Here is a 13,919-nt window from a genome sequence, read left to right on the forward strand (position 1 = left end):
TAGTACAATAATGAGAATTAATGCGCAACCAGCCAATTCTCACCCAAGCCAACCTCAACATCTAAAGGAACTGCAATTTTATACGCATTTTCCATTTCAGATTTAATGAGGGTTTGTAATTCTTCTAATTCTGGCTTGTAAATATCGAATACCAATTCATCATGAACTTGTAATAACATTTTAGATTTGTAATTACCTTTTTCTAGTTTGTTGTGAATATTTATCATGGCGATTTTTATGATATCTGCAGCGCTACCTTGTATAGGTGCGTTTACGGCATTCCGCTCTGCAGCTCCACGAACTATGGCATTACTACCGTTAATGTCTTTTAGATATCTTCTTCTTCCTAAAACGGTAGATACATAGCCATTGTCACGTGCAAAATCTACTTGCTCGCTCATGTAATTCCTTAGCTTCGGGTAGGTCTTGTAATAGGTGTCTATCAGTTCTTTTGCTTCTTTTCTTGATAAGTCCGTTTGGTTACTTAATCCAAATGCAGATACACCATAGATGATACCGAAGTTTACAGTTTTCGCATTGCTACGCTGCTCTCTAGTTACTTCTTCCAAAGGCACATTAAATACTTTTGAAGCCGTAGAGGCGTGAATATCCTCACCATTTTTAAAAGCTTCTATCATGGTGGTTTCTTCACTTAACGCAGCAATAATACGTAGCTCTATTTGAGAGTAATCTGCTGCTAATAAAGTGTAGTTCTCATCTCTTGGTACAAACGCTTTTCTTACTTGTCTACCGCGTTCTGTTCTAATGGGTATGTTCTGTAAATTCGGATTATTACTACTTAACCGACCTGTTGCAGCTACAGTTTGCATATAATCTGTATGAACTCTGCCTGTAGATGGTTCTACCTGTTCAGGTAATGCATCTACATACGTGCTCTTTAATTTAGCAAGACCTCTATAGTCTAATACATTCTGAATAATTTCATGGTCTTTTGCCAAATACGATAACACATCTTCTGCGGTGGAGTACTGACCTGTTTTTGTCTTTTTAGGCTTGTCAACTAATTTAAGTTTGTCAAATAGAATTTCGCCTAATTGTTTAGGGGAGCCTATATTAAATTCCTCACCGGCAACTTCGTATATTTTCTTTTCTAGATTGGCGATATCATTGTTTAAATCTTCTGAAAGTGAATTCAAGAATTCTTTGTCTAAATTGATACCTTCTAGCTCCATGTCTGCCAATACACGTAATAATGGAATTTCAATTTCTTGAAATAATTTTTCTGTATTGGCTTCTTTTAATTCTGGTCTAAAATGTTGCGCAAGTTGATAGGTAATGTCAGCATCTTCAACCGCATATTCCGTTTGTTTTTCTAACGGAACATCGCGCATGCTTAATTGATTCTTTCCTTTTTTACCAATAAGTTCTGTGATTGAAACGGGAGTGTAGTTTAAGTACGTCTCCGCTAATACATCCATATTATGACGCATATCCGGATTAATTAGATAATGTGCCAGCATGGTATCGAACAAAGGTCCTTTTACATCAATATTGTACTTATCCAATACCTTAATATCGTACTTAAGGTTTTGACCTATTTTTTCGATTACTTCAGCTTCAAAGAAAGGGCGTAATTCTTCTAAAAGTGCCTGTACTTCTTCTTTATTGTCCGTAAAGGGAATGTAATATCCTTTTGTTGCTTCCCAAGAGAAAGCAATACCAACTAATTCTGCTGTTAATGGATCTAAACCTGTGGTTTCTGTATCAAAACAAACCGAAGTTTGCTGCATTAAACTTTTTAAGAATAACTTCATTGCCATACCAGGAGCAACACTTTGGTAGGAATGCGCAACATCTGCAATCGTCTTTCTGCTTGAAAAATCTTTTACAGTTGCGCCAGAATCTGCGGGACTTCCAAATAATGAAAATTGCCCTGATCCTGCATCTTGAATTTCTTTTTTTGCCACAGGTGCACTTTGGGTTTGTGCTGAGGATTCTTCAACTTCCGCAGAAAATAATTTTATAAACTGGTCTTTTAATCTTCTAAACTCAAGCTCTTCGAAAATTTTCTGAACCTCTTCTGCATTTGGTTCAGACATTTCATAATCGCTGGCATTAAAAGTAACGTCAACATCTAAACAAATTGTCGCTAATTTTTTAGAAAGTAAACCAAGTTCACCATTGGCTTCTACTTTCTCTTTCATTTTACCTTTTAGCTTATCGGTATTAGCCAAAAGTCCTTCCATAGAATCAAACTGCTCAATGAATTTCTTAGCAGTTTTGTCACCAACGCCTGGCAAGCCAGGGATGTTATCACTGGCATCACCCATCATACCTAGGTAATCAATAACCTGTTCTGGTCTTTGTACTCCAAAACGTTTTTGAATTTCAGGAATTCCCCATATTTCAATGCCGTTACCCATTCTTGCTGGGCGATACATAAATATGTTTTCAGAAACTAACTGTCCAAAATCCTTATCTGGCGTAACCATAAAGACTTTGTATTCTTCTTTTTCTGCTTGTTTAGCTAACGTACCAATGATATCATCTGCCTCCCACCCTTCTTTTACAACTACGGGAATATGCATCGCCTTAAGAATTTCTTGTATATAAGGTATCGCTATACGAATGGCATCGGGAGTTTCGGATCTGTTGGCTTTATATTCTGGGAAGAGATCAGTACGTTCTGCACTACCTCCTTTATCAAAACAAACGGCTAAATGGTCGGGTTTTTCACGACGAATAACATCGAATAAAGAATTCATGAACCCCATAATCGCTGAGGTATCCATGCCTTGAGAATTTATTCTAGGGTTTTTTATAAGTGCGTAGTAACCACGAAATATTAGTGCGTATGCATCTAGCAAAAAGAGTCTTTTTTGATCTGCCATTTTTGAGTATTGATTGTAAAAGGTTAAAAGTACAAATTGATACGGAAACATTAAGGGAGATTGCCCTATTGCTTCGTCAATTTATAGAGCTGTGTTGATAAGTTATTTGTTCAAATAACTATCTGAAGGATTGTTTACATGACCTTCTTTAGTATACGTTCTATAGGTAAAGCCTGGGTGAATACAGTAGCCGCCAGTTTCTCCTTTTTTATTAATAGCGATAAAACCGATTTGAAAATCTTGCTTATCCTTATTTTTTGCGATAATGCGTTTTACACCTTCTTCGCATGCCTCTTGTGGTGATTTTCCTTGGCGCATTAATTCTACGATCAAGAAACTACCAACGGTTCTGACCACTTCTTCTCCAACACCAGTTGCGGTAGCTCCGCCAACTTCGTTATCAACGAAAAGTCCGGCACCGATAATAGGCGAATCACCAACTCGACCTGCCATTTTATAAGCCATTCCGCTAGTAGTACATGCACCTGCAATATCGCCATCTGCATCAATTGCTAACATACCAATAGTATCATGATTTTCAATATTTATAATAGGCTTATACTGCGATGTTTTTTTCCACTCTTCCCAAGCTTGTTTCGATTCTTCAGTTGACAGATTTGTCTTTTCAAAACCTTGCTCATATGCAAATTGTTCTGCTCCTTTGCCAGCAAGCATTACATGGGGAGTCTCTTCCATCACTTTTCTGGCAACCGAAATTGGGTTTGCTATATTTTGCATGGCAAGTACAGCGCCACAATTGCCATCTTTGTCCATAATACAGGCGTCTAATGTGATATTTCCATCTCTGTCTGGTCTGCCTCCATTACCAACTGTGCTGTTGTTTAAGTCGTTTTCTTCGACCATAACACCTTGGTGAACTGCATCTAGCGCATTGCCACCTTTTTCTAAAACTTCCCATGCTTTAGCCGTTGCATTTCCAAAATCCCATGTGCAAATTGCTATCGGTATAATTCCAGCTTTGTTGCTTACTTTATCTGTAGTTTCATTTTTAAATGAAGCTAATAATGTTGCCGATACTATTCCTGCAGCCGCAGTACTAGAATTTCTTAGAAACTTTCTTCTTTTCATGGGTTTGGTTCTTTACTTTTAATGACCTTAAATATAGGAATATGATAGTAGAAGTTTGTGCTAATTCTTTAGAATCTGCCTTGGTTGCGGAACTGGCTGGAGCAGACCGTATTGAGTTATGTTCAGAACTGGCAGTTGGGGGATTGACACCTTCTTACGGATTGTTAAAAGCTGTGAAAGAACAAGTAGCTATTCCGGTTCATGTGTTAATTAGACCACGTAGCGGAGATTTCACTTATACGGCTGATGAATTGAATATTATGCTTGCTGATATTAAATTATGCGTCGAATTAGGTTTTGACGGAATTGTATCGGGAGTTCTTTTAAATGATTTTTCGTTGGATGTTGCACAGACACAAAAGCTGAAGACTGCGGCTGGCAATTTAAAATTCACTTTTCATAGAGCGTTTGATTGGATCAAAAATCCGTCGGAAGCATTAGATCAACTTGAAGCAATGCAAGTAGATTATATATTATCATCTGGTCAACAGAAATCTGCTCCGCTAGGTATTGATTTTTTATCGGAATTAAAAAGTAAAACCAAGTCTATTCAAATTATGCCTGGGTCAGGTGTAAATGCCAGCAATGTTGCCAGTTTTAAAGAAATGGGTTTTAGTGCGGTTCATTTATCTGGCACAGCTATGATTCAAACGTTAACTCAAAAGCCTGGCATCTCTATGAATTCAGAGAATTTTTTAAGTAATGATCATATTGCAGTCACGCAATTAGAAAATATTAAAGCGGTTGTTGCTAAGGTTAAATAAAATGCAAATGAGCACGCATACCGCTGTTATACAGATATCTTTGTAAAAAATTATTTCATGATCCGTTGGTTTATTTTCGTTATAGCTTATGTTGCTTTAAGCTTTTATGTGCTGCAAGCATTAAAAACAATTACCAAGCAACCGTGGTGGTCTTGGATCTATATTGCAATCTCTCTGGTTGTCATGATCAATTTTATATATCAATTCTCTATTGGTGAAGAAACAGGGCGTGTTTTAAGTATCTCTAAAAGTTATGCTTTCGGGTTTTTATTGACCATGCTGACTTTTAATATTATCACTATTATATTCTTGTTTTCTGAAGATATGTATCGTCTTATCTCAGGGTTGTATCAGAAATTATATGGAGAACAAAAACAATTCGGATTACCTACGCGAAGACGATTTTTAAGCTTACTTGCCCTTGGTATTGCAGCTGTTCCTTTTTGTGCGTTGTTATATGGTATGTACAAAGGGAAATATAATTTTAAAGTATTACGCTATGATTTAGAGTTCGATGATTTGCCCGATGGTTTTGATGGATATCAGATTACACAAATATCTGACATACATAGTGGTAGTTTCGATGATCGAAAAAAGATAGAATACGCGGTAGATCTTATTAATAAGCAAGAAAGTGATGTGCTTTTGTTTACGGGTGATATGGTAAATAATATGACTTCTGAAATGGAACCGTGGGCAGACCTGTTTAGCACCCTTCACGCTAAAGATGGTAAATTTTCAGTTTTGGGTAATCATGATTACGGTGATTATATCCCTTGGGATACGGAAGAACTAAAACATCAGAATTTAGAAGACTTAAAAACACTGCAAAAGAAAATGGGATTTGATCTTTTGCTCAATGAGCATAGATACCTTCAAAAAGGTGATGATAAAATTGCATTGGTAGGAGTGGAGAATTGGGGTAAAGGCGGATTCAAAAAAGCGGGTGATCTTAAAAAAGCAGCTTCTCAAATTAATGCCGATGATTTTAAAATATTAATGAGCCATGATCCATCGCACTGGGAAATGGAGGTGATTCAAGATGCTTATCATTATCATTTAACCTTGAGCGGCCATACCCACGGTATGCAATTTGGTATTGAAATACCTGGATGGATTAAATGGAGCCCTGTAAAATGGAGATATCCCTATTGGGCAGGTATCTATAAAGAGATGGGTCAATTCATTAATGTAAACAGAGGTTTCGGATTTTTAGGATACCCAGGTAGAGTAGGGATTTGGCCTGAAATCACCGTAATAACACTCAAGAAAAAGGGGTTAACATGATTTTAACCCTTTAAGAGGGTTACAATTGGAATGCTAAGACTAGTATTTTAACAATTTTTATTACATTTGGCTAACATAGAAAAGCATTTTATATGTCCAAATTTGGTGAGCTAATAGATTTAAAGGTACCCGTTCTTCTGGATTTTTATGCAGAGTGGAACGAACAGTCGACTGCAATGCATCCAGTACTAAGAGATGTGGCTGCAGCTTTGGGTGATAGAGGTAAGGTGATTAAGATTGATGTGGACAAGAATAAAGAGCTTTCTCAAGCTTTGAGAGTTAAAGGTCTGCCTACGCTTATAATTTACAAAAAAGGTGAAATGGTATGGCGCCAAAGTGGCGAACAAGACGCCAATACACTTATTGGTATTCTTAAAGAATACATCTAAATTTCAGTTTTCATTTAAAATAAAAAAAGCTTTGAGTGCAAACTCAAAGCTTTTTCTTGTGCCTTATTTTAAATTACGACTTTTATTCTATGATGTCTGTTTTGGTATTATCAGGTAAAATAGAATCAGATATCGGCATAGTGTCCATCATGTCTGGATCAGCCTCTAATGCATCTTGTGGCAAACCCATATCATCTTCGTCTTTATAGAAGTGTTGAAATTTATCGATGTACTCATTGAAAATCAAGGTTTCTTTCTCTGCCATATCTTCGCTATCATTTGTAATAATGATATCTATGTTACGTCTGTAAGCTTCCATGTCGGCAATAATATCATCAATATTGCTGTATTGTTCATCTAAACTTGTAGAAGCATAATATTCTAATCGTTCTTGATACTTCTCTTTAAGTTTTTCGAACAATGCACGTGCTTTTTGACTTTCACCAACCTTGTAATAACCATCTATAAATGGTTCTATTAAAGTGTAGTATCCGAATTTATCTACCGGCATATTGGTTAATGATATTTCAATAATATCTTTAGCCTTGTCGATTTTATTTTCTTTGATTAATTGTTCTGTTAAACGAGCCAAGTTGCCTCTGAAAGACACGCTCTGTATACGTGTTTGTGTATCGTGGTAAATATCGCCGCCAGCGTTACCCCAATCCCATCCTTTTACGATGTCGTACATTAAATCGGTATCTATACGGCCAAGTTCAAAAGCGTTTGGTCTTTCTGTACGAATAGGCACTAATTTATAGGCTAAACCATCTAGTTGAAGGTAATCTTTCATCCAAAGATATTCAGCATCATCAAAACTACCACCTGAGAAGTATAGAGGACGTTTCCAGTCGTTGTTCGCAAGAATGTCAAGCATCATCATACTCTTTTTCGTAATTGCGCCTGGTAGCTCAATATCTATGTACTCTACTATTAGGTCGGCGTCTTTTTCTTTCACCAATCCGCTGCTTAAAACATTTTGTTTGTTTACAGGCACCCTAATTTTATTGGTAGGGTAGTAGACCATATTTTGAATCTCTTCTGGATACTGACTTAAATCGGCACCATTCTGCTCAAGCAGATATTTGTATTTTGTTCTAGGTTTGTCACTATCGATCCAGTTAATAAAATCTTTAATTGGCCATCTGTTTTCAGTAATACCTTGGTGATACAGTACGTCTCTGGAACCCCATCTATATTTTACATGCGAAATTTGTGAAGGTATCGGCGCACTTTCATATGCCGCAACCTTCATTTGATCTACATACCAATCTGTTTCAAAAAGACTGGTACATACTATTCTTACATCTGTTCTGTAGTTTTCAATTTCTTGTGCGTACCAAATAGGGAAAGTATCATTATCACCAATGGTAAATAAGATAGCGCCTGCATCTTCTTGGCAAGAGTCTAAATATGCTTTTGCAGATGAATTTGCAGTGAATCTGCCAGATCGATCATGGTCGTCCCAGTTTTGAACCGCCATTACCGTGGGTACAGCTAATAGGGTAATAGCAACTACTGCCGGAGCCAATATTTTAGGGGTAATCCAATCTTTAAAACTATCGTAAAGTCCGTAAACTCCTATACCTATCCAAAGAGCAAATATGTAGAACGATCCCACTAATGAATAATCACGCTCGCGAGGTTGAAAAATACCCGGGTTGGTGTAAAACTGAATTGCAAGTCCTGTAAATAAGAAGAATATCAACAATACCCAAAATTGCTTTTTGTCTTTTGATATTTGAAAAACAATACCGATGACACCTAATATTAAGGGTAAGAAAAAATAGGTATTTCTGCCTGGGTTGTTTTGTATGTCGCTTGGTAAGTTGTCCTGGCTACCTAATCTCATACTGTCAATAGCATTTATGCCGCTTAGCCAGTTTCCATTTTTATTATAGCGACCTTGAACATCATTTTGCTTACCAACAAAATTCCACATAAAGTAACGCATGTACATATAGTTGAATTGAAACTCTACCATATATTTTACGTTGTCCCATAAAGTTGGTGGCTGTACTTCTATATATTCATCAAAACGTTTTAAAAAGCTTATGTATTGATCTGCACCTATTTCTCCATTTGCAAAACCTATTTTTACTTGTTCTGCAGCTTGTCTCAATTCTTGGTTAGGCTGGGTAATTTTAAAATCTAAAGCACCAAAATAGCGCATGTAGTTCTCCGCATTTTGCGAACTCCACATTCTAGGTAATAAACCTTGGTGTTTAGGGTTAGGTCCTTGAACGGCATCAACATATTTGTTTACAATAATATATTTGCCGAGTGTGTAATCTTTCTCATACTTTGGCTTACCGTCTTGATTTTCACCTGCTTCGGCAAACATGTCTGAATAATATGTGCCGTATACTGGGCTGTCAACACCCGGGTATTGCTCTCTATTATAATAAGCTAAAAGTGCACGTGCATCTTCTGGATTGTTCTCATTGATAACAACCTTGGCATTTGCCCTAATCGGTAGCATTAACCAAGACGAAAAACCTAAGAATAAAAACATCAAACATAAAACAATGGTATTACCGGTTCTGTAATCGTTTTTTCGTGTATAGTTTAAAGCGAAGTAAAAAGTAGCTATGAATAATAGTCCAATTATAATAGATCCAGAGTTAAATGGTAGTCCAATACTATTAATGAAGAATACCTCTCCCCAACCGAAAAGTTGAAGAATATAGGTAAGTGAGAATTTATAGACCAACATTAAAATTGCAATAACAGTAATATTCGCTAGTAAAAAGTTCTTTACTGTTGTCTTTTTATAAGTTTTAAAGTAGTAAAGTAATCCGATTGATGGTATAGCCAAAAAGCCCATAAATTGGATACCGAAAGTAAGACCTACAACAAAAGAGATTAATACAATCCATTTGTTACCTCGAGGATCATCTAGATTATCGGTCCATTTTAAGCCCATCCAAAGTAATAAAGCCATTATTAAACTTGCCGTGGCATATACTTCTGTCTCTACGGCATTGAACCAAAAACTATCTGAGAATGTAAAAGCTAATGATCCAACTAATGCGCTACCAAATACGGCGATTGCCTTACTGTTGGTAAACGGACCATCTTTATCAATTAATTTTCTGGTGATGTTGGTAATCGTCCAGAACATAAATAATATTGTAAATGCACTTGAAACGCCAGACACAAGATTGACCATTTTGGCAACCTGACTAGGTTCTAAAGCGAACATTGCAAAGAATGCGCCTATCATTTGTAGTAAAGGTGCCCCTGGTGGGTGACCCACTTGAAGCTTGGCAGCTGTTGCTATATACTCGCCTGCATCCCAAAAACTATTGGTGGGTTCAACGGTAATATAATATGTAATAAGTGCTATGAAAAATACGGACCATCCTAATATAGTGTCCCACTTGTGGTAGTTCTTTGAAAACATGAAGCTTGGGTTAAACCTAAGTGGCGAATTTACTAATTAATATAGAAAGGAATGAACTATTTTTATAAACCTTTAACATGGGTGAAGAAGATTTTTTTCATTTTACCTTAAAAAATGTTTGGTGAAACAAAACTTTGTTTTAAATTTGCAGCCTCTTAAAAAGGTATTGGCCCATGGTGTAATGGTAACACTTCGGTTTTTGGTACCGTCATTCAAGGTTCGAGTCCTTGTGGGCCAACTAAGAGAACAAAGAAAATCCTGATATCATTTGATATCGGGATTTTTGTTTTTATGACCTATATCAATTTAAAAGACTTTTTAATGGTAGTTCTTTACCATTCGTACACACTCAAAGACTTAATGTGAAGAAATGGTTAATTGTGTGTAAGTATTTTTGTACATTTAAACCGATAACGTTACAAATTCATCGGAAAAGAAACCATTTCGATTATGTTATTATTTACTTTGGTACCCTAAATAACTTAACCCTATGAAACTCTCTCCAAAAGTTTTAAAGATTTTATTAATCGTTGTTTTGCTTGGATTTGGAATCGGATTCTATATGCAGGATTTAAAACACGAAGAAAGTACTGCCCATGCCTATAAGGCAAATCGCTATAATTTAGATCGTTTTAATAAGATTATGGAGTACAATAACAAAATGAATTCTACTAACTGGAGAATACTAAAAGATAGTATTGATCAACAGTTAGATACTCTTATGATACTTCGTTTTCGTAAAGAAGTAGATAGTTTAGGTGATTTAGAGCCACAGGCGTACAGCGAACAAGTTGAAGTGCATGCTTCATTTTTGCCTCAATAATCCTTTTTGTGTTACTGCGATTAAGTAAGATTTTTAATCCGATTTAGTAAGTGTCTTCAGGGCTTATTTGCTCAGGTGCGTCATTTTTAGGTTCGATAAGTTCTTCGCTTTCCAAATGTCTAATTGCATCTTCAGCTAAATTTCTTTCTGCAATCTCTTCGTCAATTTCATCTAGCATAGTGCCCATTTTACCTTTATCGCGAATCATTGCCCATGTCATAACTAAGCTTGTGGCAATAATTACAAATAATAAAATGCCTGAGTCAAACCCTTTAATTTGTGCTTCCATTGGTATTGCGTAGAATAATAATACCGTTATTAATCCTCTTGGTGCTATAAATAATTGCGGAAGTATATCCTTGCCAACAAAAGCAATAAGTATTAAAAAGCGTATAATGTAGATAGAGGCTATAATCAGTAGGCTGACAATTGCTACGTTTATGCTAAGTAATGATGACAATACTATAGTAATTCCAAAAATAACAAAGAAGAAAGTGCGTACTACAAATGCTGTTTCTAGGGTAACAATATGTAGTTCATGATAGATTTGTTGCATCCGTTCTTTCTCTAAAAATATTTTAGTTTTTCCGGGGAAGAATAGATTTACATTTTTTACAATTAAACCAAAAACTAGAATGATGATTAAAGAGGATAAGTGCATTTTCTTTCCAATTGCATAAAGAAGTAGTAATACAGAGATAAGTAAGAATAGCTTGGCTTGGCTTTTAATACGTTGAAAAACGAGTATGATAGCGTAACTGGCGACCAAGGCGATTACAATGGTTATAATTATATTGATTCCGAAACCAGCTGCACCAGTGTCTTCTGCAGGGTTCAATTTGCCTGTCAAAAAGTAAAACATCATTATGCCCATAATGTCAGAAAAGGTACTCTCGTAAATATGGAATTCTTTTTTCTCTTCGCTTAGTCCGCCTACACTAGGTATAATTATAGCACTAGATAGAATAGAAAGCGGGGTGGCATATAGCCATGCAGATTGCATGGTCATGTTGGGTATAAATTGATTTAGAATTAAAGCGGCGACATAAGCAGAGCCAACTAGACCAATTAGTGCAATTGCCATAGATTTTAAAATTGGCCAAAGTTTTTCTTTCTTCAATTCCAATTCTAATGCGGCTTCTAAAACAATCATTATTAAACCTACGGTGCCAAGAATTTCTAATGAACCTTTAAAATCTGGTATGTCTGGGATAAAAAATTCAAGTCCTATTTTAATAAGAATACCCAAGACGATAAGCATGAGTACAGCTGGTATATTAGTTTTTTTAGAGATGCCGTTAAAGAAAAAAGAAAGTACAACAATTAAAGATGCTCCTATGATAAGGTTGTAAGGTGAAAGAATTTCCATTAATTTTTTTTGGTCGGTGTTTAGATAAAAATAAGATAATTTTTAAAAGAGGTAGATTTTTCTTTTACTGCTATTTTATTTGATTCTTTTAATAGTGAATGAATTAGGTGTAAATAGGCTATTGTAGGAAATTAAAATTGTTGTATATTTGCAAAGCTGAAAGGATATAAAAGTATTCATGAGGGGACAATTAGTCCCCTCTTTTATTACTTATTATTTATGCTAAAGGAAAAAGTAAAAGAATTATTGGAACAAGGTCTTCAAGAAGATCCCTCCCTATTTTTAATCGAATTCACAATGGGTGCTGATAATAGCATTCATGTTGTTATAGACGGTGACCAGGGGGTTACGGTTAACGATTGTATAAAAATAAGTAGGGCTATTGAAAATAATATAGATCGTGAAGAACACGATTTTTCTCTTGAGGTAGCCTCCGCTGGTGCAGCAGCACCATTGGTTATGCCGCGTCAATATTTAAAAAATATTGGCAGAAAGCTTGAAGTTCGTACGAACGATAATAAGTTTGAGGGAGTATTGAAAGAAATAAAAGATAACTCTATTGTTTTAGAGTGGAAGGCTAGAGAGCCCAAACCTATAGGAAAAGGTAAGGTGACTGTTCAGAAAAAAGAAGAAGTAAATTTTTCAGATATTATTAAAGCGAAAGTTGTATTAAAATTTTAATTGTAATTACCAATGGAGAATATTGCGTTAATTGAATCTTTCTCAGAGTTTAAGGACGATAAGTTCATAGACAGGGTAACATTGATGGCCATTTTAGAAGATGTTTTTAGAAATGCGCTGAAAAAGAAGTTTGGTTCAGATGATAACTTCGATATAATTATCAACCCGGATAAAGGGGATTTAGAAATTTGGAGAAACCGAATTGTTGTTAACGATGGTGAGGTCGAAGAGCCAAATGAAGAAATTTCATTGTCTGCAGCTCGTAAAATTGAGCCAGATTTTGAAGTTGGTGAAGATGTGTCTGAAGAGGTTAAATTGATCGATCTTGGAAGAAGGGCTATTTTAGCTTTACGTCAAAATCTTATTTCTAAGATTCATGAGCATGATAATACAACTATATATAAGCACTTTAAAGATTTAGAGGGCGAGATTTATACGGCAGAGGTGCATCATATTCGTCATAAGGCGATTATTTTGTTAGATGACGAGGGTAATGAGATTATTTTACCAAAAGACAGACAAATACCTTCTGATTTTTTCAGAAAAGGAGATAATGTAAGAGGTATTATTGAAAGTGTAGAATTGAAAGGTGCAAAACCTACCATTATAATGTCTAGAAGTTCACCTAAATTTTTGGAGCAATTATTCTTTCAAGAAATTCCAGAGGTGTTCGATGGTTTAATTACTGTTAAGAAAGTAGTAAGAATACCAGGTGAAAAGGCTAAGGTTGCTGTAGACTCTTATGATGATCGTATTGATCCTGTTGGTGCCTGTGTGGGTATGAAAGGTTCAAGAATTCACGGTATTGTTCGTGAATTAGGTAATGAAAATATCGATGTTATAAATTGGACTGCTAACCCACAATTGTTAGTGACCAGAGCATTGAGTCCGGCAAGAGTTTCTTCTGTTAAGTTAAACGAAGAGAAGAAAACGGCGCAAGTTTACTTAAAGCCTGAGGAGGTATCTAAGGCAATTGGTAGAGGTGGACATAATATTAGATTAGCCGGTCAATTGACTGGTTATGAGATAGATGTATTCCGCGAAGGAGTAGAGGAAGATGTTGAATTAACAGAATTCTCAGATGAAATCGATGCTTGGATTATTGAAGAATTTAAGAAGATCGGTTTTGATACCGCTCGTAGCGTCTTAGAACAAGATGTTGCCGATTTGGTGAAACGTACAGATTTGGAAGAGGAAACAATTTTAGAAGTTGTGCGTATCCTAAAAGAAGAATTAGAAGATTAGCTATATATTAGCAC

At 35.8% G+C, this 13,919-nt stretch carries 10 protein-coding genes and 1 tRNA gene; 7 read left to right on the plus strand and 4 right to left on the minus strand.

Annotated features, from left to right (window positions below):
• Positions 1–17 precede the first annotated feature (17 nt).
• Entirely contained in the window at positions 18–2,852 is a 2,835-nt protein-coding gene (gene polA / locus CLV90_RS04410) for a DNA polymerase I (protein WP_133686286.1), read from the minus strand.
• Positions 2,853–2,954: 102 nt separating this feature from the next.
• A complete protein-coding gene (locus CLV90_RS04415) occupies positions 2,955–3,941 on the minus strand; it encodes an isoaspartyl peptidase/L-asparaginase family protein (protein ID WP_133686287.1) in 987 nt (328 codons plus the stop codon).
• Between the two features lie 41 nt (positions 3,942–3,982).
• On the opposite strand from CLV90_RS04415, the gene CLV90_RS04420 reads away from it, so the two are divergent.
• From CLV90_RS04420 to CLV90_RS04430, 3 genes are all read left to right on the plus strand, one after another.
• On the plus strand, positions 3,983–4,705 hold the full coding sequence (locus tag CLV90_RS04420) for a copper homeostasis protein CutC (protein WP_133686288.1): 723 nt from the start codon (positions 3,983–3,985) through the stop codon (positions 4,703–4,705).
• A gap of 57 nt (positions 4,706–4,762) precedes the next feature.
• Complete coding sequence (locus CLV90_RS04425) at positions 4,763–5,992, plus strand: metallophosphoesterase (RefSeq protein WP_133686289.1); 1,230 nt, start codon at positions 4,763–4,765, stop codon at positions 5,990–5,992.
• A 92-nt stretch (positions 5,993–6,084) separates the two neighbouring features.
• On the plus strand, positions 6,085–6,381 hold the full coding sequence (locus CLV90_RS04430) for a thioredoxin family protein (protein ID WP_133686290.1): 297 nt from the start codon (positions 6,085–6,087) through the stop codon (positions 6,379–6,381).
• An 82-nt stretch (positions 6,382–6,463) separates the two neighbouring features.
• Here CLV90_RS04430 and CLV90_RS04435 read toward each other — a convergent pair whose 3' ends face one another.
• Complete coding sequence (locus CLV90_RS04435; protein WP_133686291.1) at positions 6,464–9,787, minus strand: glycosyltransferase family 117 protein; 3,324 nt, start codon at positions 9,785–9,787, stop codon at positions 6,464–6,466.
• A gap of 167 nt (positions 9,788–9,954) precedes the next feature.
• Between CLV90_RS04435 and CLV90_RS04440 the strand changes: the two genes are divergently transcribed.
• Together CLV90_RS04440 and CLV90_RS04445 are read left to right on the plus strand one after the other, a co-directional pair.
• Positions 9,955–10,025 (plus strand) — tRNA-Gln (locus tag CLV90_RS04440).
• A gap of 252 nt (positions 10,026–10,277) precedes the next feature.
• Positions 10,278–10,610, plus strand: coding sequence for a hypothetical protein (locus CLV90_RS04445; protein WP_133686292.1), 333 nt, complete (start codon positions 10,278–10,280; stop codon positions 10,608–10,610).
• Positions 10,611–10,653: 43 nt separating this feature from the next.
• Here CLV90_RS04445 and CLV90_RS04450 read toward each other — a convergent pair whose 3' ends face one another.
• The gene (locus CLV90_RS04450; protein ID WP_133686293.1) at positions 10,654–11,979 is read right to left on the minus strand and encodes a cation:proton antiporter domain-containing protein; all 1,326 of its coding nucleotides are present in this window, start codon (positions 11,977–11,979) and stop codon (positions 10,654–10,656) included.
• 219 nt (positions 11,980–12,198) lie between these two features.
• Here CLV90_RS04450 and rimP point away from each other — a divergent pair, with 219 nt between their 5' ends.
• Positions 12,199–12,660: a ribosome assembly cofactor RimP gene (gene rimP / locus CLV90_RS04455; protein ID WP_133686294.1), complete on the plus strand. Its 462-nt coding sequence runs from the start codon at positions 12,199–12,201 to the stop codon at positions 12,658–12,660.
• A gap of 12 nt (positions 12,661–12,672) precedes the next feature.
• Complete coding sequence (nusA, locus tag CLV90_RS04460) at positions 12,673–13,905, plus strand: transcription termination factor NusA (protein ID WP_133686295.1); 1,233 nt, start codon at positions 12,673–12,675, stop codon at positions 13,903–13,905.
• Positions 13,906–13,919 lie beyond the last annotated feature (14 nt).

It is taken from the genome of Maribacter spongiicola (genome assembly GCF_004364165.1).
Lineage (GTDB): Bacteria > Bacteroidota > Bacteroidia > Flavobacteriales > Flavobacteriaceae > Maribacter > Maribacter spongiicola.

What these genes read in the sequence shown, in the direction of transcription:
- polA (WP_133686286.1), bottom strand. Translation starts at nt 2,852, where the DNA reads ATGGCAGATCAAAAAAGACTCTTTTTGCTAGATGCATACGCACTAATA.
- CLV90_RS04415 (WP_133686287.1), bottom strand. Translation starts at nt 3,941, where the DNA reads ATGAAAAGAAGAAAGTTTCTAAGAAATTCTAGTACTGCGGCTGCAGGA.
- CLV90_RS04420 (WP_133686288.1), top strand. Translation starts at nt 3,983, where the DNA reads ATGATAGTAGAAGTTTGTGCTAATTCTTTAGAATCTGCCTTGGTTGCG.
- CLV90_RS04425 (WP_133686289.1), top strand. Translation starts at nt 4,763, where the DNA reads ATGATCCGTTGGTTTATTTTCGTTATAGCTTATGTTGCTTTAAGCTTT.
- CLV90_RS04430 (WP_133686290.1), top strand. Translation starts at nt 6,085, where the DNA reads ATGTCCAAATTTGGTGAGCTAATAGATTTAAAGGTACCCGTTCTTCTG.
- CLV90_RS04435 (WP_133686291.1), bottom strand. Translation starts at nt 9,787, where the DNA reads ATGTTTTCAAAGAACTACCACAAGTGGGACACTATATTAGGATGGTCC.
- CLV90_RS04445 (WP_133686292.1), top strand. Translation starts at nt 10,278, where the DNA reads ATGAAACTCTCTCCAAAAGTTTTAAAGATTTTATTAATCGTTGTTTTG.
- CLV90_RS04450 (WP_133686293.1), bottom strand. Translation starts at nt 11,979, where the DNA reads ATGGAAATTCTTTCACCTTACAACCTTATCATAGGAGCATCTTTAATT.
- rimP (WP_133686294.1), top strand. Translation starts at nt 12,199, where the DNA reads ATGCTAAAGGAAAAAGTAAAAGAATTATTGGAACAAGGTCTTCAAGAA.
- nusA (WP_133686295.1), top strand. Translation starts at nt 12,673, where the DNA reads ATGGAGAATATTGCGTTAATTGAATCTTTCTCAGAGTTTAAGGACGAT.